This is a genomic window from Arthrobacter sp. MPF02 (assembly GCF_046605375.1).
Lineage (GTDB): Bacteria > Actinomycetota > Actinomycetes > Actinomycetales > Micrococcaceae > Arthrobacter.
Genome location: NZ_CP176772.1, coordinates 239,830 through 261,436, shown reverse-complemented (window position 1 = coordinate 261,436; position 21,607 = coordinate 239,830). Strand labels below are relative to the sequence as shown.

Sequence of the window (21,607 nt, the reverse complement as noted above, 5' to 3'; positions counted from 1 at the left end):
AGGCAAAGAACGAGGCAGGAAACGGAAGCGCCTGCGGTGGCCTTTCGGGTCAGAGCTCCCGGGCGGGCTCGTCCGGGAGCGCGCCTTCATCCTCGGGGTGCCGCTTCAAATTGAGCAGGGCCAGTGCCAGCCCGCCCCAGACGGTCAGGATGGCGATGATCATCATGGCGATGGCGACAGGTGTCATCGCGTTGCCTCCTTTGCCTCGTCCGCCACCACGGCGTCATATTCGGGGTCGTGGTGTGCCTTGGACCGGCTGCTCCAGGGTATGAACGTCAACACCACCGCCAGGACCACCAGGGCTGCGGCCATGCCCCACCCGAAGATGCCAACGAACCACTCCGGGTAGCCCTCGTAGGTGGTGGAGATCTTGCTGATGAACTCGTTGGACACCATGTAGATCAGGGCCAGGGGAACCACGCCCGCGACGAGCACCATCCAGGTCCGCCGCATCTTGATCGTGGAGATCCGGTTCAGGTGGCCCGCAAGCAGGGGAAGCTTGCGCAGGAACCAGGCGAGCACCACCACTGTGACCAGGGCGCCCAGCGTGATGCCGAAGCTGTTGACGAACGCATCGGAGGTGTCCAGCAGGTACAGGCCGGTAGCGGTGGGAAAGAGCCCCAGGGACACCGCGGCCACCAGCACGCTGACCACGAGGGAGGCCCGGACCCGGCCCCAGCCGAGCTTGTCCTGCACCGCCGCAACAATCACTTCGATCACCGAGATCAGGGAGGTGATGCCCGCGAAGACCAGCGACCCGAAGAACAGCACCCCCATGAAAGCCCCGAAGGGGGCCTGCGACACGATGGTGGGGAAAGCGATGAATGCCAGGCCGATGCCCTGCGTTACCACCTCATCAACGCCGGCATTCGCCGCCTGCGCCATGAAGCCCAGGGCAGCGAAAACACCAATGCCCGCAAGGATCTCGAATCCGGAGTTGGAGAAAGCCACCACCATGCCCGAACCCGTCAGGTCGGTCCGGCGCTTGAGGTACGACGCATACGTGACCATGATGCCGTAGCCCACCGAGAGCGAGAAGAAAATGTGCCCGTAGGCCGCCGCCCACACAGCGGGATCGGCAAGGGCCGCCCAGTCGGGCGTGAAGAACGCGTTAAGGCCTTCGGCGGCACCGGGAAGGAAGAGCGACTGGACCACCAAAAGGACGAACATGACCACCAGCAGGGGCAGCAGGATCCCGTTGGCCCGGGAAATCCCCTTGCGGATCCCGGCGACCATGATGGCGATCACGGCGGCCCAGACCAGGAGGAGCGGGAAGAATACGGACGGGACGAAGGCGAAACCGAGTCCCGGCGCCTCCGCCACGCTGAGGAAGCTTCCGAAGAAGAAGCCCTCCGCGTCATCACCCCAGGCCTCGGTGAATGAAAAAACCGTGTACATCAGGGACCAGGCGATGATGACCGCGTAATACGCCGCGATCACAAAACAGACCAGCACCTGCCACCAGCCCAGCGGTTCGGCGGCGCGGTGGAGGCGCCGGTACGCCAAAGGCGCCGAACCGCGGAACTTATGGCCGACGGCGTAGTCAAGGAAGAGCAGCGGGATACCGGCAGTCAGCAGGGCAACGAGGTAGGGGATCAGGAACGCCCCACCGCCGTTGTCATACGCGATGTAGGGGAACCGCCAGATGTTGCCGAGGCCCACCGCCGAGCCGATGGCGGAGAGGATGAACAGGCGGCGTGAGGAAAACGTCTCCCGCTTGGCCGGGGCAGCCGGGCGGGCCGCTGACGCACCGGTCATTGCGCCGCCTCCCGCAGGCCTTCCCGGGCGTCCCCAGGGGTGGTGGCTTGGTAAGAGCTCTGTTCCGGCCGGTTCATGCGATGCCCCTCTCGGCTTGCGTTGGAGGTGAGTTGACGGCTTCTCCGGACTTTACTGCTGCGGGCAACGTCGCGAAAGCCCCCGGGCATGCACAGCTGCCTGGATCGCCTTCCCTGATGATCCTTCTGGGCCGGCAACGGCGGGGCGCAGGGTTTCCGTCATGGACATCGTCCTGGTACCCAACTTCCGGTTGGAATCGAGCTCGCCCGGGTACGGGATGTGGCATACGTGGACCTGCCTGCGGGCCACTGGCCGCAGTTCACCAGACCGGCCGGCCGACCTGGCCCGGGCCATCCTGGCCGCAGTGGACCGGACGGGACAGCCAGGCTGAACGGCTAGATTGAACGGACCACCCGAATCCAAGGAGTTCCCGTGCCGCGTCCGCGCTCACCGCTGCTGTCCGCCGAGGCCATTGTCCGTGCGGCCCTTGCCCTGGTCGATGCCACCGGGGACTTCAGCTTTCCCAGGGTGGCCAGGGAACTCGGGGTCAGCCAGGCGGCCCTGTACAACCACATCGACAACCGCGAACACATCATTGAGCTGATGCGCGGGCTGGTCTTCTCGGAAATACGGCACGTCGATACCCGCAACCTGCCGTGGGAGGAGGCGCTCCGCACCCTGGCCCATGAGTACCGCGACTGCCTGGTGGACCACCCCCGGCTGGTGCCGTTCCTGGTGGCTCAGACCGTGCGTGACCTCGGCGTGATGGGCATCTACGAAGACATGGCGCAAGTGCTGGGCCGGGCGGGCCTGGACCGGGCCACAATCGTCCCGGCCATCACCACGGTGGACTACCTGGTCCTCGGTTCCGCCCTTGAGCTGACCGCTCCGGAAGTGGTGTGGTCTCCCCCGGAGGGGAAGTTTCCGGCGCTGACGGAAGCGATCGGAGACCTCGGCCCGCCCGCGCACCGGTCGGATACCGCCTTCGCCTTTGGGCTGGAAACCCTCCTGGCGGGAATCCGGAAGGTAACAAAAGCCGGTTTCTGAAAGGCTTTCACTTAAACCCTTGTGCTGGCGGGGGTGCATCCCCATAATAAATGAAGGCCGTTCATTTTGTGACTGCATTCACTCCACCCCGGCAAGGAGAAGTCCATGTCCCAGGACGACACCGCAGCGCGCGTTCCCCTGACCGCCACCCGGGCGGTCTCCGTCTTTGGCATCAGCGTGGTCGGCTTCATGACGGCCAACCTGGTGCCGGTCATGATTTTCGCGCTGACCGGGGAACGTGGTTTCTCCGATACCCAGGCCGGCACGCTGATGACCGGGTCACTGCTCGCCTGCGCGGCTGCCTGCCTGCTGACGTCCCGGCTGGCGGCAGGAAACGGAAGGTACCTGGTGGCGCGGGCCGGCCTGGTGCTTACTGCGGCAGGCTTCGGTGCCGCCGCGTTCATCCCGTCAGCACCCGCCGTCGTCGCAGGTGTCCTGATCGGCGGCCTCGGTGCCGGCGGGGCCGTCTCCGCGGGCGGCGCCGCCCTGGGAGCGCTCCGCAACCCGGACCGCGCCTCCGGCATCAGCGGCTTTACCAACCGCGCCATCGTCTCCGTGGTCCTCTTCGTGATCCCGGCGCTCGGCGCCGGCATGGGCAGCGCCTTCGGCCTGCTGGCCGGCCTTGCCCTGGCTGCCCTCTTCACCACCTCCTGGCTGCCGGGAAAGCCCGCCACCCCAGCAAGCCCGGCCACGGCAGCAGCCGCACCGAAAGCAGCGTCCCGCACAACAACCATCGCGGGCTTCGGGCTGCTCGCCTGCTTCGCCCTGTGGGCCCTCAGCGAAGACTCCCTCTGGGCCGTTGCAGGCACCATGGGCGCGGACCAGGCGCAACTTGACGAAACCGGCATGGGCCTGGTCCTGAGCCTTTCCACGCTGGGCGGGCTGCTGGCCTCCGGACTCATCGGCGTCGCCGGACGCCGGTTCGGCAGGACTGCACCACTTGCCGTGGCCCTGGTGGCAGGCGCGGCACTGAAGATACTCTCCGGCGTCGTCACCGATCCCGGCCTGTACATGGCCGTCATCATCGCCTGGAACACCATCTACATGCTGTCCTTCATCTACATCGTTGCCGCTGCCGCCGCCCTTGACGCCTCCGGCCGCTGGTCGGCTCCGGTACTGGGCGTGTACCTGGTGGGCTCCTCGTTCGCCCCGTTCTTCGGAACCTTCGTCTCTGCCTCGGCAGGCTACGACGTCCTGGGCTACGTCCTGGGCGGCATGACCCTGGTCCTGATGGTTCCGCTGGTCGCAATCTCCCGCATCTCCGTCCGGACCGAACAGGCGGCCGCCGGCCAGGTCTCCCCCGAAATCAACAAGGCGGCGATCGTCTGATGTCCCGCTCCACCCCGAAAGAAAGCACTACCTTGGCTCCACGCACGCTGTACACCAACGCCACCGTCTTCACCGCCAACGGCTCCCCTGCCGAAGCCTTCGTGGTGGAAGGCTCCCAGTTCATCCACGTGGGCGACGAAGCGGGCGCCCGCAGTGCGGCAGGCGCCGGCGCGACGGAAGTGGACCTGGGCGGCGGCTTCGTCCTCCCCGGCTTCGTGGACGCCCACACGCACCTGCTGATGATGGGACAGGCCCTGCAGAAGGTCCAGTTGCGGGACGTGGTTGACCTCGCGGACCTGCAGCAGCGCCTCCGGGACGCCGCCGCGGCCACCGGCGCACCACGCATCCTTGGCGCGGGCTGGCTCTACAGCGCCCTGGGCGGCCGGCAGCCCACCCGCGAAATCCTGGACGCGGCCGTCCCCGACCGCCCCGTCTACCTGGACGCCAACGACCTGCACTCCGTCTGGGTCAACAGCGCTGCCCTGGCCGAGATGGGCATTTCCGGGGACACCCCCGACCCGATCGGCGGGCGGATCGGCCGCGACCCGGCAACCGGCGAAGCGGACGGGATGCTCTACGAAACAGCTGCCCAGCAGATCGTTTGGCCGGCCCTTGCCGGCCATGCCACGGATGAGGACCGGGACGCCCAGCTGGAGGAGGCGTTCGCCAACTACCTGGCCGTAGGCGTCACCAGCGCGGTGGACATGGCCGTGCAGGACGACGACCTCTCCGCCTTGCGCCGCGCCCTTGAGCGCCGGAACGGCACGCTGCCCATCCGGGTCAAGGGCCACCTGCTGGTGGCGCGGCACGAGTCGGAGGCCGACAACCTGGCGCAGGTGGCCAGGGCGGCCTGGCTCGCGGCAGACCTGCACAACGACTGGCTGCAGATCTGCGGCATCAAACTGGTGGTGGACGGCGTTATCGACAGTTGCACCGCTGCCATGAAGGAGCCCTACGCGGACGGCAGCAGCGCCGAGCCCATCTGGGACCGCGAATCCCTGATCCCCGTGGTGGCCGCCGCCGATGCCGCCGGCCTCCAGATTGCCCTGCACGCCATTGGCGACGAAGCCTCGGACATCGCCCTCGACGCACTTGAGGAGGCGTACCGCCGCAACGGCCCCCGCGACCGGCGGCACCGCATCGAGCACCTGGAGACAGTCACCGAGGCGAACGTCAAGCGGCTGGCCGCCCTCGGTGTTGTGGCTTCCATGCAGCCGGTCCACGCCGACCCGGCCATCCAGGACAACTGGCGGAGCGTACTCGGCGACGACCGCTGCGAGCGCGCCTTTCCCTGGACCGAGTTCACGGACGCCGGTGCAACCCTGGCCCTGAGCACCGACGCGCCGACGGCGCCGCACCAGCCCCTGCCGAACATGTACGTTGCCGCCACCCGGCTCTCGGCCCTGGACCCGACGCTGGAGGCTAACCTTCCCAAATACGCCCTCGACCTCGCGGACGCCTTCTGCCATGCCACCCGGGATGCCGCCTACTCCTGCCGCGCGGAAGACCGGCAGGGCCGGATCGCGCCCGGCTACCTGGCGGACTTCACCGTTCTGGACAGCAACCCGCTGCAGGCCGATGCCGCACAGCTGCTCACCAACCGTGCCCGGCTCACCGTGGTCGGCGGCAATACGGCGTACGACGCCGGCACCTCCACAGATTCCCGCCCCGCCTCAGCGGGACAACGGCTCAGCCAGCCCGCCTGATCCACGACTTTCAGCAACACAGAAAGACCCAGGAACACTGATGAAACCCTCCCCCGCCCCGGCCGCTCCCGTCCACACCCCCGCGCCGGCAACCCACATGCCCGCCGAATGGGAAACCCACACCGGAACGTGGATGGCTTTCCCGCCGCCAAACGACACCTTCGGCCCGGTGGGCAGCCCCACCCTGGACCGGGCCCGCGCCGCCTGGTCCAAAGTCGCCCAGACGATTGCTCGCTACGAGCCCGTCACCGTCGTGGCCGATCCGCGTGACGGCGCCGCGGCCAAGGAGTGGCTTGGGGACGGCATCTCCGTCGTGGAGGTTCCGCTCGATGACGCATGGCTGCGGGACAGCGGTCCCACCTTCGTGCACCAGCCGGACGGTTCGCTGGCCGCCGTCGACTGGATTTTCAACGGCTGGGGCGCGCAGGAGTGGGCTGCCTGGGACAAGGACCAGGACGTGGCCCGGGCCGTGGCGGCCGGGACTGCTGCTCCCGTCCTGCCCAGCACGCTGGTCAACGAGGGCGGCGGGTTCCACGTGGACGGTCAGGGCACCGTCCTGCTGACGGAGACCGTCCAGCTGGATCCCGGACGAAACCCGTACGCCACGAAGGAATCCGTTGAAGCCGAGATTCATGCGGCGCTGGGCACCACCAAGGCCATCTGGCTGCCGCGCGGCCTCACCCGCGACTACGACGAGTTCGGCACCCGCGGCCACGTGGACATCGTGGCATCCTTCGCCGGTGCCGGCACTGTCCTGCTGCACCGCCAGGGCGATCCCGCGCACCCGGATTACGAGGTGTACCGGGAACTCCGTACCGTCCTCGACGGGGAGCTGGACGCACAGGGCCGTCCCCTCCGGATCATCGACGTCCCCGCACCCACCGCGCTCAAGGACGACGAGGGCTTCGTGGACTGGTCCTACATCAACCACTATGTGGCCAACAACGTGGTAATCCTCTGCGCGTTCGACGACCCCAACGACGCCATCGCCAAGGGGATCCTGGAGCGCGCCTACCCCGGCCGGACCGTGGAACTGGTGGACGCCCGGGACATCTTCGCCTTCGGCGGCGGGATCCACTGCATCACCCAGCAGCAGCCCGCCCCGGCGAACGGCGGTGCGGCATGAAACTCGCGGAACAGGCCCGGCAGCAGGCCCCGCGGTCCGCGTTCAACGTGGTGGAGGCCGGCATCGGCCGGCTCCGGGCCGTGCTCGAATCCGGTGAGGTGACCAGCGAGGAGCTGGTCCGCCTGTACTTGGAGCGGATCGAGAAGTATGACGCTTCCGGCATACGCTTGAATGCGCTCGTGGTGATCAACCCGGATGCGATCGCCGACGCGCAGGCCTCGGACCGGCGCCGAGCCGCCGGCTTCACCCTGGGGCCGCTTGACGGAATTCCGTACACGGCCAAGGACAGCTACCAGGCCCGCGGCCTCACCGTCGCTGCAGGCTCCCCGGCTTTTAAGGACCTGGTGGCGCAGAAGGACGCCTTCACCATCGAACGCCTGCGGGCCGGCGGTGCCGTGCTGATCGGCCTCACCAACATGGCGCCCATGGCCAACGGAGGTATGCAGCGCGGGGTATATGGCCGCGCGGAGAGCCCCTACAACGCCAACTACCTCACTGCCGCCTTTGCCTCCGGGTCCTCCAACGGCTCGGGCACGGCCACCGCGGCAAGCTTCGCCGCCTTTGGCCTTGCCGAGGAAACCTGGTCCTCCGGCCGGACGCCGGCGTCGAACAATGCACTTTGCGCCTACACCCCGTCCCGCGGGGTGATCTCGGTGCGCGGCAACTGGCCGCTGGTCCCCACCATGGACGTGGTGGTGCCGCACACCCGCACCGTGGATGACCTGCTCGAAGTCCTGGACGTCGTGGTGGCGGACGATGCCGAAACACGCGGTGATTTCTGGCGGGTCCAGCCCTGGGTGAAGGTGCCCAAGGCATCCGCTGTCCGGCCGCCGTCGTACCTTGCCCTGGCCGTGAAGGACCCAGCCGCGGCCGGAAACGTCCTGGCCGGGAAGCGCCTGGGCATCCCAAGGATGTACATCAACGCCGATCCCGAGGCCGGAACAGCACCGGACCCCGGCATCGGCGGCCCCACCGGGCAGAGGATCGTCACCCGCGCCAGCGTGATCGGACTCTGGGAAGCTGCGCGGCGCGACCTCGAGGCCGCCGGCGCGGAGGTGGTGGAGGTGGACTTCCCCGTCGTCTCCAACTACGAGGGCGACCGCCCCGGCACACCCACCCTCGCAACCCGAGGCCTCGTGTCCAAGGACTACCTGCGCAGCGAAATCGTGGACCTGTCCGCTTGGTCCTGGCACGACTTCCTGGCCGCCAACGGTGACCCGAACCTCAACAGCCTGGCCGACGTCGACGGGTCCCTGATCTTCCCGGCGCCCGACGGGTCCCTCCCGGACCGGTACGACGGCTTCGATGACGACATCAGCGACTACCCCGCCTGGATCCGGGAGAACGGAGTCCCGTCGCTGACGGAGATCCCGCACCTGGCGGAAGGGCTGCAGGGCCTGGAGGAGACCCGGCGCGTGGACCTGGAGGAGTGGATGGACGGCCTGGGCCTGGACGCGGTGGTCTTCCCCGCGGTGGCGGACGTGGCGCCTGCGGACGCGGACACCAACCCGGCCTCAGCGGACCTGGCGTGGCGCAACGGCGTGTGGGTGGCGAACGGCAACCTGGTCCCCCGGCACCTGGGCATTCCCACCGTCACTGTCCCCATGGGACTGGCATCGGACATCGGCATGCCAGTGGGCCTCACCATCGCCGGCAAGGCCTACAGCGACACGCAGCTGCTGCACCTCGCGGCCGCGTTCGAAGCCACCGGCAGCCGGCGCGTCCCGCCGCCGCGCACCACAAGCCAGGGCGAATAACACGCCGCCGGGCGCCGGTTTCCGCAGCATTGGCAGGAAGCCGGCGCCCGCCGTCGTAGTACACGGAAATACGAAGCCATCATTCAGGGCCACGCCCGTAACCTTTGTAGATGCCTCGTTTTGCTCTTGATGTAAAATCCGTCGCCCGCCCGGGCCGTTCCCAGGAACTCCTGGACGCGGTGAACCACCGGGTTGTCATTGCCGACGGGGCGATGGGCACCATGCTGCAGGGCAAGGATCTCTCGCTCGAGGTGGATTTCCAGGGGCTGGAAGGCTGCAACGAAATCCTCAACGACACGCGTCCGGACGTCATTGGAGACATCCACGACGCCTACTTCGCCGTGGGCATCGACGCCGTGGAGACCAACACCTTCGGCGCCAACTGGTCCAACCTCTCCGATTACGGCATCGACGACCGCATCGCCGAACTCGCGCTGAAGGGTGCAAAGATAGCCCGCGAGCGCGCAGAGGCGGCTGAAGCCGTGGACGGCCGGATGCGCTGGGTCCTGGGTTCGATGGGCCCGGGCACCAAGCTCCCCAGCCTGGGGCACGCCACCTACGACTACCTCAAGCAGACGTTTGCGCTGCAGGCCGAGGGCCTGATCGACGGCGGCGCGGACGCCTTCCTCATCGAAACCAGTCAGGACCTGCTGCAGACCAAGGCCGCGGTCAACGGCTGCAAGCAGGCGATCGTGGCGCGCGGCATCCGGCTGCCGATCTTCGTCGAGGTGACGGTCGAGACCACCGGAACCATGCTGATGGGCTCCGAAATCGGCGCCGCGCTCACCGCCCTCGAACCGCTCGGCCTCGATGCCATCGGCCTCAACTGCGCCACTGGCCCGGACGAGATGAGCGAGCACCTCCGCCACCTGTCCAAGCAGTCCACCGTCGCCATCGCCTGCATGCCCAACGCCGGCCTGCCCATCCTCGGCGCCAACGGCGCGCACTACCCGCTCACCCCCGCCGAACTCGCCACCGCGCACGAGCAGTTCGTCCGCGAATTCGGCCTCGGCCTGGTGGGCGGCTGCTGCGGTACGACGCCGGAACACCTGGCCGCCGTCGTCGAACGCCTTGCGCCCTTCCGCACCGCGGCCGCGGGCGCCAACACCGCCGCCGGCAGCGCTGACGGCGCCGCCCGCAACCCCACCGAGCACGACCCCGGCATCGCGTCCCTCTACCAGCACGTGTCCTTCGACCAGGACGCCTCCTACCTGGCCATCGGCGAGCGCACCAACGCCAACGGTTCCAAGGCGTTCCGCCAGGCCATGCTCGAAGAGCGCTGGGCCGGTTCGCCGTCGACCGTGAAGAGCAGCTCCAGGCTCTGGCCCGGGCTGACCTGCAGGGTGGCGAGGCCTTCCTGGGCGTACTTCCAGGTGCCGGCGGCCGGCTTGACCCAAAGGGCCCAGTAGGCGAAGGCGGCGGGCATGCCGCTGCACTCTTCGCGGTACGTGCCGCCCTTGTGGGTAATGTCGAGGTCCGCCGCGGGAACGCCGTTCACGCGGCACACCAGCTCGGTGGGGTACTGGGTGGTGCCCTCGGTGTTCACCTTCGCCTCGTCCAGCACCTCTGATGCAAGGGTGGGGCCGTCCACCGGTACGCAGACGGAGGTGTCAGCGGCCTCCTGTTCCAGGGCGCCCGAATCGACGATGACCTGGACGCCATCGCACGGGCCGGACGCGGCTCCGGTTTCAGCCGCCGCTGAGGAGGCCGGTGCGGAGGTGGCGGGCGGGTTGTTGGCAGCCGGCGTGGAGCAGGCAGCGAGGGAAAACATGAGACCTGCGGCGGCGAGGGAACTCGCGGCGGCGGTGCGGATTGTAGTCAATGGCACCTAGTAAGGGTAGGGCGGTGGAGGTCCGGAACCGGATGCCGCGGCCTTGGGTGACGATACACCACCCGGGGACCCTGCCCGGCAGTGTCGCTCCGTATTGTGGGAGGTAGCCGTCCCCGGAACCTGAAGGAAGCCCATGCCTGACAGTTCACGTCCCCTGCGCAAGCTCGGATTCCTCACGATTGGCCTGTTCGACCCGGCGAACCCGGCAGCGGGCCATGAATCCACCCTGCAGATGATCGGGCTAGGCGAACGGCTGGGGTTCGACAGCGCGTGGCTGCGGCACCGCCATCTGCAGTTCGGCATCTCCTCCCCCATCGCCGTGATGGCTGCCGCCAGCCAGCGCACGTCCCGGATCGAACTCGGCACGGCTGTGACTCCCCTGGGCTGGGAGAACCCGCTGCGCCTGGCCGAGGACCTGGCCACTGTCGATCTGCTGGCCGGCGGCAGGATCAACCCGGGCCTGAGTGTGGGGGAGCCCATGCACTACGACACGGTGAAGCACGAGCTGTACCCGGACTCGTTAGACGTGGAGGACTTCAGCTACGCCCGGGTGGAACGGTTTGCCCGCCTGGTTTCGGGCGAACCGGTACGGGAGTTTTCCGGCAAGCAGGGCGTGGTGGAGGAATTCTCCAACCGCGTGGAGCCGCACTCCCCCGGGTTGCGGGAACGCCTGTGGTACGGGGCGGGCAGCATGAAGTCGGCGGCCTGGGCAGGAGCCAACGGCTTCAACCTGCTCTCCAGCAGCGTGGTCTTCCCGGAGCCCGGCCAGGAGCCGGATTTCGCCTTGATCCAGCAGTCGCAGATCCGGGCCTACCGGGAGGCCGCGGCTGCTTCCCCTGACCCCGGCCGGGCCCGGGTCTCGCAGGGCCTGGTGGTAATTCCCACTGATTCTGCCTCCGCGCAGCAGCAGGAAAAGTACCGGCGGTACGTTGCTGAGCGGACGCCCCGGACGCGGGCGCCGCAGGGGCCGAAAGGCATGCTGTTCGCGGCGGACCTTCTCGGCACCAGCGAAGAGATTGCTGAGCAGTTGTATGCCCATGCCGGCTTTCGGGAGGTCGATGAGGTGGCGTTCGCGCTGCCCTTCAGCTTTGCGCACGAAGATTACGTCCAGATCCTCACGGACATCGCCGGCAAGCTGGGGCCGGCCCTGGGCTGGGCGCCCGCTGCGCCGTCAGTATCCTAGGCGTCCACTCGGACTTCGCGGTACTGGGGAGCAATGCGGACAACCTCGAGCCCGGAGATATCCAGCAGGCGCCTGCTGCCTGTAAGGGTGTCGAGGATCCAGAACAGTCCCTGGTCCGGAAGGGTGTCCGTGACCGGGCCCCGGTGGACCAGGCTGTTCCCGCGGAACGCTTCGATGGCGTCCCCGGATGCGAGTTGGTGGCAGGAACCGATAACCATGCGGTCATTGCCGGTCATGAGCTGGCCTTCCTTCTCCTGGGAGTTTCCTACGCTCAGATTCTCCTCGGGCGAGGTGGCGTACAGGTGTCAACGACATGAGCTTCTGCTGACGCCTGGCCCATGTTTTCGGAAGAAAGTTTGCAGGTTCGCGGCGGATCCGGTTCAGCGCCAACTCAACCGCCCCCTGGACCACCGCCTCAGCCCCCAGCCTGCTCGCCACCAGCTCGGGGAGCGGAAAGCCCGAGTCCGTGGGCAGCAGGCTGCGCGCATGGTCCAGGACAGGTTCGATCGCACCCGAGATTCCGCCTGCGATGACAACCCGGTCAATGTCGAGGAGGCTGGAGAGCACCACAGCGATGTGTGCCAGCCGTGCGCCCAGCCGGGCGATGATGTCCTGCGCCAGCGGGTCCCCTTCACGGGCCGCCTCGAACACAACCTCTGCGTTGATCTCCTCCCCTGGTATCTTCCGCAGCAAAGTCTTTCCGTCATATGAGGGGACGGCTGACCGGGCCCACTTGCGCGCAAGTGCCCCGAATCCGTCCGTACTTCCCTCCTCAGGTTTGGAGACGTTGCCGGAGATAGTGCCCAGGAACCGCATCTCACCGGCACCGCCCCGCGGCCCCCGCAGCAGGTTCCCGTCGACGATCAGCCCGGCACCAAACCGCTCGCCCGTCAGCAGGGTTGCCACGTTGGCGGAAGGTTCGTGTGCACCTTCTGCGATGGCTGCAAGGTTGGCATCGTTGTCGACCAGGACCGGGCCCTGCAGTTCCGAGTCGAACCCGGAATTCATCAGTTGCCAAAACTCTCCATCGGCAGGCGACAGGCCGTTGACGTCCACGGGCGCCGGAACACCCACCACGGTCAGCAGGACAGCAGTTTCGGAATGTCCGGCATCGTCAAGCGCCTGCCTGACCAGCTTCCGTGCGCTGGCACGCCGGCCGGCGCGGCCAAGCGCGTGTGAGTCCACGCTCAGGCGGCGCTTGCCCAGCTCGTGGCCGCGCAGGTCCGCGACGACGGTGGTGAAGTGGCCCTCGCCGGCGTCCAGTCCCACAACCACGCCCACAGCCTCGCGCAGCTGGTAGCGCCGTGCGGGCCTGCCTTTGCTGCCGCGGCCGGCGGCGTTTGGCTCTTCAACCTCTTCCAGCCAGCCCGCGGCAACCAGGCCGTCACAGACGCCCAGCACCGTCGCCCGCGTCAATCCGCTTTCAGCCATGGCCTCTGCGGCCGTAAACACCTGTTCCTGAAGGGCAAAGCGGAGCAGCGCCTCGGAGTTGATCTGCCGTAACAGGTGTGTCGAATTCGCTGTGGTCCCGTTCATCCCTTGACGATATCGCTCCCGTCCATCATCCTCGTATAGGTCATAAATTTATGTCCCATATAAACACTCTGTGCGAACACCCAAGGAGCCGATGTTGCCACCTTTGACGCCTCCCGGGACGCGAGTCTCCCGGCGCACCTTCCTTACCGCTGCCGGCGGTGCGCTGGCTGCTCTCAGCTTGGGAGGGTGCGCTCCCGAAGGCACCCGCCCAACTATCACCTTCCACCAGTCCAAGCCTGAGGCGGTTCCGTACTTCCGCGACCTCGCTGCGAAATTTACTGCCTCACAGGACCAGGTCCGCGTCCTGCATGACATGGCAACGAACCTCTCCGCCAGTTTCGTCCGCAGCAGTCCGCCGGATCTCGGCTGCCTCAACTACAACCTCGAAATGGCCCGGTTCATGGAACGCGGAGCGCTGTCCGACCTGTCCGACCTTCCGGAAGCAGCTTCCATCCGCGACGACGTGCTGGACCTCACCAACTGGTATCCCACCTACCCCGGCCGAACGAGCGTCATCCCCTACTCGGTCATGGCAGCGTCGGTCATCTACAACCGGCGCATCTTCGAGGAAAACGGACTGGAGGTCCCCACCACCTGGGATGAGCTTATTGCCGTGTGCGAAGCACTCAGGTCGGCTGGCGTCACGCCGATCTACGGCACTTTCCGTGATCCCTGGACCATCGCGCAGGGCCTGTTCGACTACACGGTGGGCGGCATGTTGGACGTCCGGGCCTTCTACCGGAAGCTGCACGGGATTGGCGAGCACGTCGGCCCTGACTCGGAGGTCTCGTTCCAGAGAACGCTGCTGGAGCCGGTGAAGCGCATGGTCCAGCTGGCCACGTATGTCAATCCGGATGCCTCCAGCCGCGGCTACGGAGACGGGAACACGGCAATGGCGCAGGGCCAGGCGGCCATGTACTTCCAGGGGCCCTGGGCCTTTGGCGAGATCGAGAAGGCCGGCACGGACGTTGACCTTGGCACCTTTCCGTTGCCCATGACCGGCGACCCGGCGGACCTCAAGGTCCGGGTCAACATCGACCTGTCGCTGTGGGTTCCCGAAGTAGCGAACGGGCAGGAGGGGGCCCGGGCATTCCTTCAATACCTTTTGCAGCCGGAGGTCCAGGATCCCTACAACGCCGAATTCCTGGGATTCGGCACGGCGAAGGACGCGCCGCCGGTGACGGACCCCCGGATCATCGACATGCAGAAGTACTACGACGAAGGCCGCTTCTACATGGGCGCCTCGCAGTTCATTCCGAACACGATCCCCGCCGCGAACTACCTTCAGGCGATTGTGGCCGGTGCCGACGCCGAGGCCACCTTGCGCCGGATGGACGCGGACTGGGCACGTCTGGCTTTCCGCGCGTGACCGCGCATCCGATCAAGGCACGAAACGAGGACTTTCCATGTCGTCAATGACAAAACCTTCCCCGCCGGCCATGGTGGCGGTTCAACCGGCGAGGCAGCCGGCACGGGCACGCAAAAGCCGGATCGACCCGCTGTACTACTTTTTCCTGCTCCCCTCCCTGCTGATCTTCACGCTCGCCGTCACAGTGCCGGCAGTGCTCGGCTTTGTCTACAGCTTCACGAACTCCGTTGGCTTCGGTGATTCCGAGTTCATCGGAATCCGGAACTTCATCGCGGTTTTCCGGGATGAAGGGATTCTCAGTGCCTACGGCTTCACCCTGTCCTTTGCACTGGTCACCGTCATAGTTGTGAACGCCGTTGCCTTCCTCCTGGCCCTGGGGCTCACGTCCCGTGTCCGCTTCCGCACGGCACTGCGCACGGTGTTCGTGATTCCCATGGTGATCTCGGGCATCGTCATCGCCTTTGTGTTCCAGTACCTGTTCTCCAACTTCCTGCCGCTGGCCGGCCAGGCTCTGGGGATCGGACCGCTCTCCACGAGCATTTTGGCCAATCCGGACCTGGCCTGGCTGGCGATCGTCTTCGTCACGGCGTGGCAGTCGATCCCGAGTGCGATGCTGATCTACATCGCAGGGCTCCTCACTGTCCCGGCGGAGGTCTATGAGGCAAGCTCCTTGGACGGGGCAACACCCTGGCACAACCTGAAGCACATCACCCTGCCGCTGGTTGCCGGGTACGCCGTGATCAACACGGTGCTGGGCTTCAAGAACTACCTCAATGCCTACGACATCATCGTCGGCCTCACGGACGGCGGACCCGGGGTTTCCACCCGGAGCGTGGCAATGGCCATTTTCCGCGGCTTCGAAGGCGGCGACTATGCCTACCAGATGGCCAATGCCGTGATCTTCTTCCTCATCAGCATCGTCATCGCACTTATCCAACTTCGCTTTACCCGTGGCAAAGGAGGGATCGCAGCATGAGCAACGCGGCCCGCACCATCCCAGCAGGACCAGGAATCACCAGGAAGCGCCGGACCACCGCCTCCCCGGAACGCATCAACTGGCCGGCCACCGCCCTCCTGGTCGCCTGCACGCTCGGCGTGCTCGTCCCGCTGTACGTCACCGTCAGCATGGCGTTCAAAACCACTGGCCAAGCCGTTGACGGCAACGCCTTCTCCTTGCCTAACCCCCTGACCTTCGACAGTTTCGCCCAGGCGTGGATGCTCACCAACTTCCCCCGCGGCTTCGCAATCTCCGTGTTCGTGTCCGTCATCGCCGTCGCGGGTGAGATCATCGTGTCCGCGCTGGCCGCCTACGCGATCGTGCGCAACTGGGACCGCCGGCTTTTCCGCTGGTCGTTCTTCTACCTGCTCGCGGCGATGTTCATCCCGTTCCCCGTGGTGGCGCTGCCGCAGATCCAGCTCACCGGCATGGTGGGACTGGACAATCCGCTCGGCGTCGCCATCCTCCACGTCGTCTTTGCCCTGGCGTTCAACACCATGCTGTTTACCGCCTTCCTGCGCTCGATTCCGCTGGAACTGGAGGAGAGCATGCGGATGGACGGCGCCGGAACCTGGCGTGTGTTCTGGAAGCTCATCTTCCCCCTGCTGGGCCCCATGAGCGCCACTGTGGGCATCTTCGCCTTCATCGCCTCCTGGAACGACTTCATGATGCCGTCCCTGATCATCTCCGATCCCGAGATGCAGACAATCCCTGTGCTGCAGAAGATTTTCCAGACGCAGTTCAGCAACAGCTACAACATCGCCTTCGCCTCGTACCTGATGGCCATGGCTCCCGCGATCATCGTCTACCTGTTCACCCAGCGCTGGGTGATGTCCGGCCTCACCCAGGGCGCCGTCAAGTAATCCCATTTCCAAGACCCCCTCCAGAACCCGAAGGAAGCAACCTTGACCACCACCGCCACCCTGGCCACCCGCACTGACGCCGAACACCTGGCCGACCCCAACTGGTGGCGCCAGGCGTCCGTCTACCAGATCTACCCCCGCAGCTTCGCCGACTCCAACGGCGACGGAATCGGCGACATCAACGGCATCCTCGCCAAGGTTCCGTACCTGAAGGCGCTGGGGATCGACGCCGTCTGGTTGAGTCCCTTCTATCCTTCCGCCCTTGCGGACGGCGGCTACGACGTGGACGACTACCGCAACGTGGACCCCCGGCTGGGAACGCTGGAAGACTTCGACGCGATGGCGTCCGCGCTGCACGCCGCCGGGATCAAGCTGATCGTGGACATCGTGCCCAACCACTCCTCGAACCGGCACGAATGGTTCCAGGAAGCCCTCGCCGCGCCGAAAGGCTCCCCCGCCCGCGAGCGCTACATCTTCCGTGACGGTCTCGGCGACCAAGGCGAGCTGCCGCCGTCGGACTGGGAGTCTGTGTTCGGTGGACCTGCCTGGGAGCGCATCACCGAGCCCGACGGCACGCCCGGCCAGTGGTACATGCACATCTTCGCCAAGGAACAGCCGGACCTTAACTGGGACAACCCCGAGGTGCGGGAGGACTTCCTGAAGACCCTGCGCTTCTGGTCCGACCGGGGCGTGGACGGTTTCCGCATTGACGTGGCCCACGCACTGACCAAGAACCTTGAGGAAAGTCTGCCCACCACGGCGGACCTCGAAGCCGAGGGCGAGGCGCTGTACCTTGAGGGACGGCATCCTTACTGGGACCGCAACGAGGTCCACGAGATCTACGCCGAGTGGCGCAAGCTGTTCAATGAATACAACCCGCCGCGCACCGCCGTCGCCGAAGCCTGGGTCCACGCGGACCGCCGCGCCCGGTACGCGAGCCCGGAGGGGCTGGGCCAGGCGTTCAACTTCGACCTGCTGCAGGCCGACTTTGACGCCGGACAGTTCCGGAAGACCATCACCAAGAACCTGGCGGAGGCAGAGGCGTCCGGCGCGTCATCCACGTGGGTCTTCTCCAACCACGACGTCGTCCGGCACGCCACCCGCTACGGCCTCCCCGCAGCCGGGTCCTCGGCCGAGGGTGACATCATGGCCGGGCAGGCGGGCAAGCAGTGGCTGCTTGCCGGCGGCAGGCGGGAGGAGGTCGACGCCGAACTCGGCCTGCGCCGCGCCCGCGCCGCATCACTGCTGATGTTCGCCCTGCCGGGCTCTGCCTACCTCTACCAGGGCGAGGAGCTGGGCCTGCAGGAAGTCGGCAGCGAAATTCCCGACAGCGAGCGCCAGGACCCCTCCTTCTTCCGGAACAAGGGCGTGGAGATCGGCCGCGACGGCTGCCGCGTCCCGCTGCCGTGGACTGCAGGGGGAAGCTCCTTTGGGTTCGGCCCGGCCGGTTCCCATCTGCCGCAGCCCGCCTGGTTTGCGGACAGCTCGGTGGAAGTGCAGGAAGCGCAGGAGGACTCCACCCTGTCCCTCTACCGGCGGGCCCTGGCCCTGCGGTCGCAGCTGCAGGCCGATGAGACGCTGGAGTGGCTGGAAACCGGGCGGTCCGACGTCCTGGCTTTCCGGCGCCCGAACGGCTGGACGTCAGTGACGAACTTCGGGACGGAACCGTTCGAGCTGCCCGCCGGGGACGTGCTCGTGTCCAGCTCACCCTTGGAAGGTGCCTTCCTGCCGGGGGCCACCACGGCCTGGCTGCAGTGAACGTCCTGGATACTGCGCCGGATGCCCGCGTCGGGATTGACGTCGGCGGAACGTGGATCAAGGGGGCACTCGTTAACCTGGAAACCGGTGCGCCGGCCGGGGAGGTCCTGCACCTCCCGACGCCTGCCGGCGGCACGGTGGAGGCGGTAGCGGACACCCTTGAGCGGCTGGTTGGTGAGCTCGGGGCTCCCGGGACTGCTGCCGGCGTCGCCATCCCTTCCATTGTTCAGCAGGGGGTGGCATGGTCGGCAGCGAACATGGATCACAGCTGGGTGGGCCTGGACGTCCAGGCCCACTTGGGTGCGCGGCTGGGCCTCCCCGTCAGCGTGGTGAATGATGCTGACGCAGCCGGTATCGCGGAAGCCCGTTACGGCGCCGGCAAGGGCCGCGGCGGTGTTGTCCTTGTTCTGACGCTGGGCACGGGCATCGGTTCAGCGCTCATCGTGGATGGAACGCTGGTGCCGAATTTTGAGCTGGGTCACCTGGAAGTTGCCGGGTACAAGGCGGAATCAGTGGCATCGGCTGTGGTGCGCGAAAGGGAAGGCCTCGGCTGGGACGAGTACGCGGAGCGGCTGCAGCAGTACCTGTCACACGTGGAGTTCCTGTTCTCCCCTGACCTGATTATCGTTGGCGGCGGGATTTCGGCATGCAGCAATGAATACCTGCCCCGCCTGTCACTGCGCACCCCGGTGGTCCCCGCCGTCCTGCAAAACGCCGCTGGAGTTGTGGGTGCCGCCCTGCAGTCTGCCGCCAGCCGTGTGGGGCCGCTCAGCCTGGCCGTGTGAGCCCCGCAGTCTAAGCCCGCAGAGGGGTAAGCAAAAGGGTCTGAGTCCGGTGCTGCAATCACCTCGTTCAGACCCTTTTGTTTCCCGGCCCTGGCTGCCTTTTCACACGCCAGGACCGGACACCCTGCGTTTTAGCCGATGGGCGTGGAGGGGCGGTCCCCGCTCAGCACGGCCAGTGCGTTCTCCGCGGCGAGCATGGCCATCGCGGTGCGCGTTTCCACTGTGGCGGAGCCCAGGTGTGGCACCAGGACCACATTGTCGAGGTCGAGCAGTCCCGGGTTCACCTGGGGCTCATGCTCGAAGACGTCCAATCCGGCGCCCGCGATTCCGCCCTCGCCGAGGGCGGACGCGAGGGCTGCTTCATCGACGATCGGCCCGCGTGCTGTGTTGACCAGGAATGCCGAGTTCTTCATCGCGGCGAGCTGTTCCGCGCCGATCAGGTGGTGCGTGGCCGGCCCGTAGGGGCAGTGCAGCGACACAACATCCGAGATGGCCAGCAGCTCGTCGAGGTCCACGCGGCGGGCACCCAGTTCAGCCGCGATCGCGGGGTCGATTTCGCTGCGGGACTGGTAGACAATCTCCATGCCAAAGGCCTTCGCGCGCCGTGCGGTGGCCTGCCCGATGCCGCCCATGCCGACGACACCGAGGGTCTTCCCCTGCAGGCTGCTGCCCAGGAGGAAGAACATGCCCCACTTCCAGGACTGGCCCGAGCGGATGAGCCGCTCTCCTTCGCCGAGCCGGCGGGTGGCCATCAGGATGAGGCCCATGGCGATGTCGGCGGTGGCGTCAGTCAGGACCCCGGGCGTGTTGGTGGCGATGATGCCGCGTTCCCTGCAGGCGGGCACGTCGATGTTGTCATAGCCGACGGCGACGTTCGCGACGACCTTGAGCTGCGGGCCAGCGGCGTCGAGCAGTTCGGCGTCAACGCGCTCGGTGAGCAGGCTGACGATCGCGTCTGCTCCCGCGACCCGGCGCAGCAGTTCTTCGCGGCTGATCGATTCCGGCCCCTGCCAGGCATCCACCTCGTGCTCGGCGCGGAGCTTCTCAATGGCTGCTTCGGGTATGCGGCCCGTGACGACGACCCGGCTCATGCCGTCTCGATCCACTGGCGCAGGCGGCCCAGGCCGTTGCGGATGTCTTCGACATTGATGCCCGAGTAGGCGAGCCGGATGTACTGCCGGTCTTCCCCGGGTTGGCGCCTGCCGAAGTGTTCGCGGGTGCAGAAGGAGACACCGGTCTTGTACAGCGCTTCGGTGGCGAAATCGCCCACCGCCGTGAAGCCCATGCGGTCCATGGCCTCAGTGACGTCAGGGAACAGGTAGAACGTCGACTGCGGCACGGCGACATTCATGCCCGGGATGGAGTTGAGGAGATCGCAGGCCGCGTCCCGGCGTTCGCGGAGGATGTCCAGCATCTGCTGCACCGGCTCCTGCGGGCCGCGGAGTGCTTCGATGCCGGCCCACTGGACGTAGTGCGTGGTGCAGGATTCATCGTTGGTGTTCAGGGTGCTGAGGACCTTGGCAATCTCGACCGGGGCGACGGCGCAGCCCAGGCGGGAGCCGGTCATGGCGAACTTCTTGCTGAAGGTGTAGAGGATGACGGTGCGCTCGGCCATGCCGGGCAGCGACGCGATCGACTGGGAGACGCCTTCGTAGCGGGTCTCGAAGTAGGCCTCGTCGGAAAGGACCCACAGGTCGTGCTCCTGGGCGAGCTGGGCGATGGCCTCACGCTCCGCGGCCGTCGACTCCGCCGAAATGGGATTCTGCAGGTCGTTGTAGATGATGGCGACCGTTTTCTCGGTAATCGATGCGCGCACCTGGTCGAGGTCGATCGCGAAGCCGGTGCTGGTGGGCACGTAACGGTAGGGCACGGCCGTGCCTCCCAGGTACTCGATCTGGGATTCGTAGATCGGGAAACCGGGATTCGGGTAAAGCACCTCCTGCCCCGGGTTCATCACGGCCTGGAGGAATTTGGTGATAACCGGCTTGCCGCCGGTCATCACCACAACGTTGTCCGGGGAGAACGTCATGCCGCGGCGTGCACCGAGGTCCTCGGCAAGGGCTTCACGCAGCTGCGGGATACCGGGGCCCGGGCAGTAGCCCGTGTAGCCGTCAGCAATCGCCTTGTTCATCGCCTCGACGATATGGGGGGCCGTGGGGATATTGATGTCACCCAGGTGGAAGGGGTACACGATGTTCCCCTGGGCCTTCCAGGCCGCCGCGGCCTGCGCGACGCTGAAGGCAGTTTCAGTGCCCAGCCGTTCAAGACGGTGCGCGAGTTGCTGCATACTGTTCTACTCCTCATCGAGATAACAATCGGCCGCTCCGGCCCCCTTTTTCCGGGGCTCGGGCGGCGAGAGCGGGCACGGCAGGGTCAACCAGATGGTGCTCCGAGCGCTGTCCCCGGAAGGCGTTCCGCCTCCCTTAGGACCTCGCTCAGTCCCCACCTCGCAGCAGGGGCACCCTGATATAACTATGTATCTAGACTGATATACTAGGCATGAAAGCAATGCGTGGCAATAGATACCGGATAAGCCGTCCACCG

18 protein-coding genes and 2 pseudogenes are annotated in these 21,607 nt (G+C 66.7%); 13 read left to right on the top strand and 7 right to left on the bottom strand.

From position 1 onward, the window contains the following. Positions 1-49: 49 nt before the first annotated feature. Entirely contained in the window at positions 50-187 is a 138-nt protein-coding gene (locus ACLH0K_RS01205) for a methionine/alanine import family NSS transporter small subunit (RefSeq protein ID WP_411375059.1), read from the bottom strand. After that, positions 184-1,758 (bottom strand): sodium-dependent transporter, encoded by a 1,575-nt coding sequence (locus tag ACLH0K_RS01200; protein ID WP_411375058.1) that lies wholly within the window; start codon positions 1,756-1,758, stop codon positions 184-186. The genes ACLH0K_RS01205 and ACLH0K_RS01200 overlap by 4 nt, the downstream gene beginning before the upstream one ends. Positions 1,759-2,022: 264 nt before the next feature. On the opposite strand from ACLH0K_RS01200, the pseudogene ACLH0K_RS01195 reads away from it, so the two are divergent. From ACLH0K_RS01195 to ACLH0K_RS01165, 7 genes and pseudogenes are all read left to right on the top strand, one after another. Next, positions 2,023-2,167, top strand: a pseudogene (locus tag ACLH0K_RS01195) (alpha/beta hydrolase); the annotation flags it as partial. A gap of 41 nt (positions 2,168-2,208) precedes the next feature. Further along, a complete protein-coding gene (locus ACLH0K_RS01190; RefSeq protein WP_411375057.1) occupies positions 2,209-2,823 on the top strand; it encodes a TetR/AcrR family transcriptional regulator C-terminal domain-containing protein in 615 nt (204 codons plus the stop codon). A 105-nt stretch (positions 2,824-2,928) separates the two neighbouring features. Then, entirely contained in the window at positions 2,929-4,152 is a 1,224-nt protein-coding gene (locus ACLH0K_RS01185; protein WP_411375056.1) for an MFS transporter, read from the top strand. A gap of 32 nt (positions 4,153-4,184) precedes the next feature. Beyond that, positions 4,185-5,858, top strand: a complete 1,674-nt coding sequence (locus tag ACLH0K_RS01180; RefSeq protein WP_411375055.1) for an amidohydrolase — start codon at positions 4,185-4,187, stop codon at positions 5,856-5,858. Positions 5,859-5,898: 40 nt separating this feature from the next. Next, positions 5,899-6,984 carry an agmatine/peptidylarginine deiminase gene (locus tag ACLH0K_RS01175; RefSeq protein WP_411375054.1) on the top strand — a complete coding sequence of 362 codons (1,086 nt, stop codon included), beginning with the start codon at positions 5,899-5,901 and terminating at the stop codon, positions 6,982-6,984. Next, positions 6,981-8,741, top strand: coding sequence for an amidase (locus ACLH0K_RS01170; RefSeq protein WP_411375053.1), 1,761 nt, complete (start codon positions 6,981-6,983; stop codon positions 8,739-8,741). Before ACLH0K_RS01175 ends, ACLH0K_RS01170 begins: the two co-directional genes overlap by 4 nt. A gap of 110 nt (positions 8,742-8,851) precedes the next feature. Further along, positions 8,852-10,024 (top strand): annotated as a pseudogene (locus ACLH0K_RS01165) (homocysteine S-methyltransferase family protein); the annotation flags it as partial. On the opposite strand, the gene ACLH0K_RS01160 reads toward ACLH0K_RS01165, so the two are convergent. Beyond that, positions 9,949-10,569, bottom strand: a complete 621-nt coding sequence (locus ACLH0K_RS01160; RefSeq protein WP_411375052.1) for a hypothetical protein — start codon at positions 10,567-10,569, stop codon at positions 9,949-9,951. The pseudogene ACLH0K_RS01165 and the gene ACLH0K_RS01160 sit on opposite strands and share 76 nt — an antisense overlap. A 136-nt stretch (positions 10,570-10,705) precedes the next feature. Here ACLH0K_RS01160 and ACLH0K_RS01155 point away from each other — a divergent pair, with 136 nt between their 5' ends. Then, positions 10,706-11,755 (top strand): LLM class flavin-dependent oxidoreductase, encoded by a 1,050-nt coding sequence (locus ACLH0K_RS01155; protein ID WP_411375051.1) that lies wholly within the window; start codon positions 10,706-10,708, stop codon positions 11,753-11,755. Here the strand turns inward: ACLH0K_RS01155 and ACLH0K_RS01150 are convergent. After that, positions 11,752-11,991 carry a hypothetical protein gene (locus ACLH0K_RS01150; protein WP_411375050.1) on the bottom strand — a complete coding sequence of 80 codons (240 nt, stop codon included), beginning with the start codon at positions 11,989-11,991 and terminating at the stop codon, positions 11,752-11,754. The two genes, ACLH0K_RS01155 and ACLH0K_RS01150, sit on opposite strands and share 4 nt — an antisense overlap. Then, positions 11,978-13,291: an ROK family protein gene (locus tag ACLH0K_RS01145; RefSeq protein WP_411375049.1), complete on the bottom strand. Its 1,314-nt coding sequence runs from the start codon at positions 13,289-13,291 to the stop codon at positions 11,978-11,980. The genes ACLH0K_RS01150 and ACLH0K_RS01145 overlap by 14 nt, the downstream gene beginning before the upstream one ends. Before the next feature lie 91 nt (positions 13,292-13,382). Between ACLH0K_RS01145 and ACLH0K_RS01140 the strand changes: the two genes are divergently transcribed. From ACLH0K_RS01140 to ppgK, 5 genes are read left to right on the top strand one after another with little or no spacing between them, the layout of a single operon-like run. Further along, positions 13,383-14,660: an ABC transporter substrate-binding protein gene (locus ACLH0K_RS01140; protein ID WP_411375048.1), complete on the top strand. Its 1,278-nt coding sequence runs from the start codon at positions 13,383-13,385 to the stop codon at positions 14,658-14,660. Between the two features lie 37 nt (positions 14,661-14,697). Continuing rightward, positions 14,698-15,636, top strand: coding sequence for a carbohydrate ABC transporter permease (locus ACLH0K_RS01135; protein WP_411375047.1), 939 nt, complete (start codon positions 14,698-14,700; stop codon positions 15,634-15,636). Beyond that, positions 15,633-16,520, top strand: coding sequence for a carbohydrate ABC transporter permease (locus ACLH0K_RS01130; RefSeq protein ID WP_411375046.1), 888 nt, complete (start codon positions 15,633-15,635; stop codon positions 16,518-16,520). The genes ACLH0K_RS01135 and ACLH0K_RS01130 overlap by 4 nt, the downstream gene beginning before the upstream one ends. Positions 16,521-16,562: 42 nt before the next feature. Next, on the top strand, positions 16,563-18,278 hold the full coding sequence (locus ACLH0K_RS01125) for a glycoside hydrolase family 13 protein (RefSeq protein ID WP_411375045.1): 1,716 nt from the start codon (positions 16,563-16,565) through the stop codon (positions 18,276-18,278). Beyond that, entirely contained in the window at positions 18,275-19,063 is a 789-nt protein-coding gene (gene ppgK / locus ACLH0K_RS01120; protein WP_411375044.1) for a polyphosphate--glucose phosphotransferase, read from the top strand. Before ACLH0K_RS01125 ends, ppgK begins: the two co-directional genes overlap by 4 nt. A 131-nt stretch (positions 19,064-19,194) precedes the next feature. Here ppgK and ACLH0K_RS01115 read toward each other — a convergent pair whose 3' ends face one another. Then, positions 19,195-20,154, bottom strand: a complete 960-nt coding sequence (locus ACLH0K_RS01115; RefSeq protein WP_411375043.1) for a 2-hydroxyacid dehydrogenase — start codon at positions 20,152-20,154, stop codon at positions 19,195-19,197. Then, positions 20,151-21,350 carry a pyridoxal phosphate-dependent aminotransferase gene (locus ACLH0K_RS01110; protein ID WP_411375042.1) on the bottom strand — a complete coding sequence of 400 codons (1,200 nt, stop codon included), beginning with the start codon at positions 21,348-21,350 and terminating at the stop codon, positions 20,151-20,153. Before ACLH0K_RS01110 ends, ACLH0K_RS01115 begins: the two co-directional genes overlap by 4 nt. Positions 21,351-21,607 lie beyond the last annotated feature (257 nt).

Bases quoted from the DNA above. Each gene is read 5' to 3' on its own strand.
- ACLH0K_RS01205 (WP_411375059.1), bottom strand. From the start codon at position 187: ATGACACCTGTCGCCATCGCCATGATGATCATCGCCATCCTGACCGTC.
- ACLH0K_RS01200 (WP_411375058.1), bottom strand. From the start codon at position 1,758: ATGACCGGTGCGTCAGCGGCCCGCCCGGCTGCCCCGGCCAAGCGGGAG.
- ACLH0K_RS01130 (WP_411375046.1), top strand. From the start codon at position 15,633: ATGAGCAACGCGGCCCGCACCATCCCAGCAGGACCAGGAATCACCAGG.
- ACLH0K_RS01110 (WP_411375042.1), bottom strand. From the start codon at position 21,350: ATGCAGCAACTCGCGCACCGTCTTGAACGGCTGGGCACTGAAACTGCC.
- ACLH0K_RS01150 (WP_411375050.1), bottom strand. From the start codon at position 11,991: ATGACCGGCAATGACCGCATGGTTATCGGTTCCTGCCACCAACTCGCA.
- ACLH0K_RS01185 (WP_411375056.1), top strand. From the start codon at position 2,929: ATGTCCCAGGACGACACCGCAGCGCGCGTTCCCCTGACCGCCACCCGG.
- ACLH0K_RS01135 (WP_411375047.1), top strand. From the start codon at position 14,698: ATGTCGTCAATGACAAAACCTTCCCCGCCGGCCATGGTGGCGGTTCAA.
- ACLH0K_RS01140 (WP_411375048.1), top strand. From the start codon at position 13,383: ATGTTGCCACCTTTGACGCCTCCCGGGACGCGAGTCTCCCGGCGCACC.
- ACLH0K_RS01115 (WP_411375043.1), bottom strand. From the start codon at position 20,154: ATGAGCCGGGTCGTCGTCACGGGCCGCATACCCGAAGCAGCCATTGAG.
- ACLH0K_RS01145 (WP_411375049.1), bottom strand. From the start codon at position 13,291: ATGAACGGGACCACAGCGAATTCGACACACCTGTTACGGCAGATCAAC.
- ACLH0K_RS01155 (WP_411375051.1), top strand. From the start codon at position 10,706: ATGCCTGACAGTTCACGTCCCCTGCGCAAGCTCGGATTCCTCACGATT.
- ACLH0K_RS01175 (WP_411375054.1), top strand. From the start codon at position 5,899: ATGAAACCCTCCCCCGCCCCGGCCGCTCCCGTCCACACCCCCGCGCCG.
- ACLH0K_RS01170 (WP_411375053.1), top strand. From the start codon at position 6,981: ATGAAACTCGCGGAACAGGCCCGGCAGCAGGCCCCGCGGTCCGCGTTC.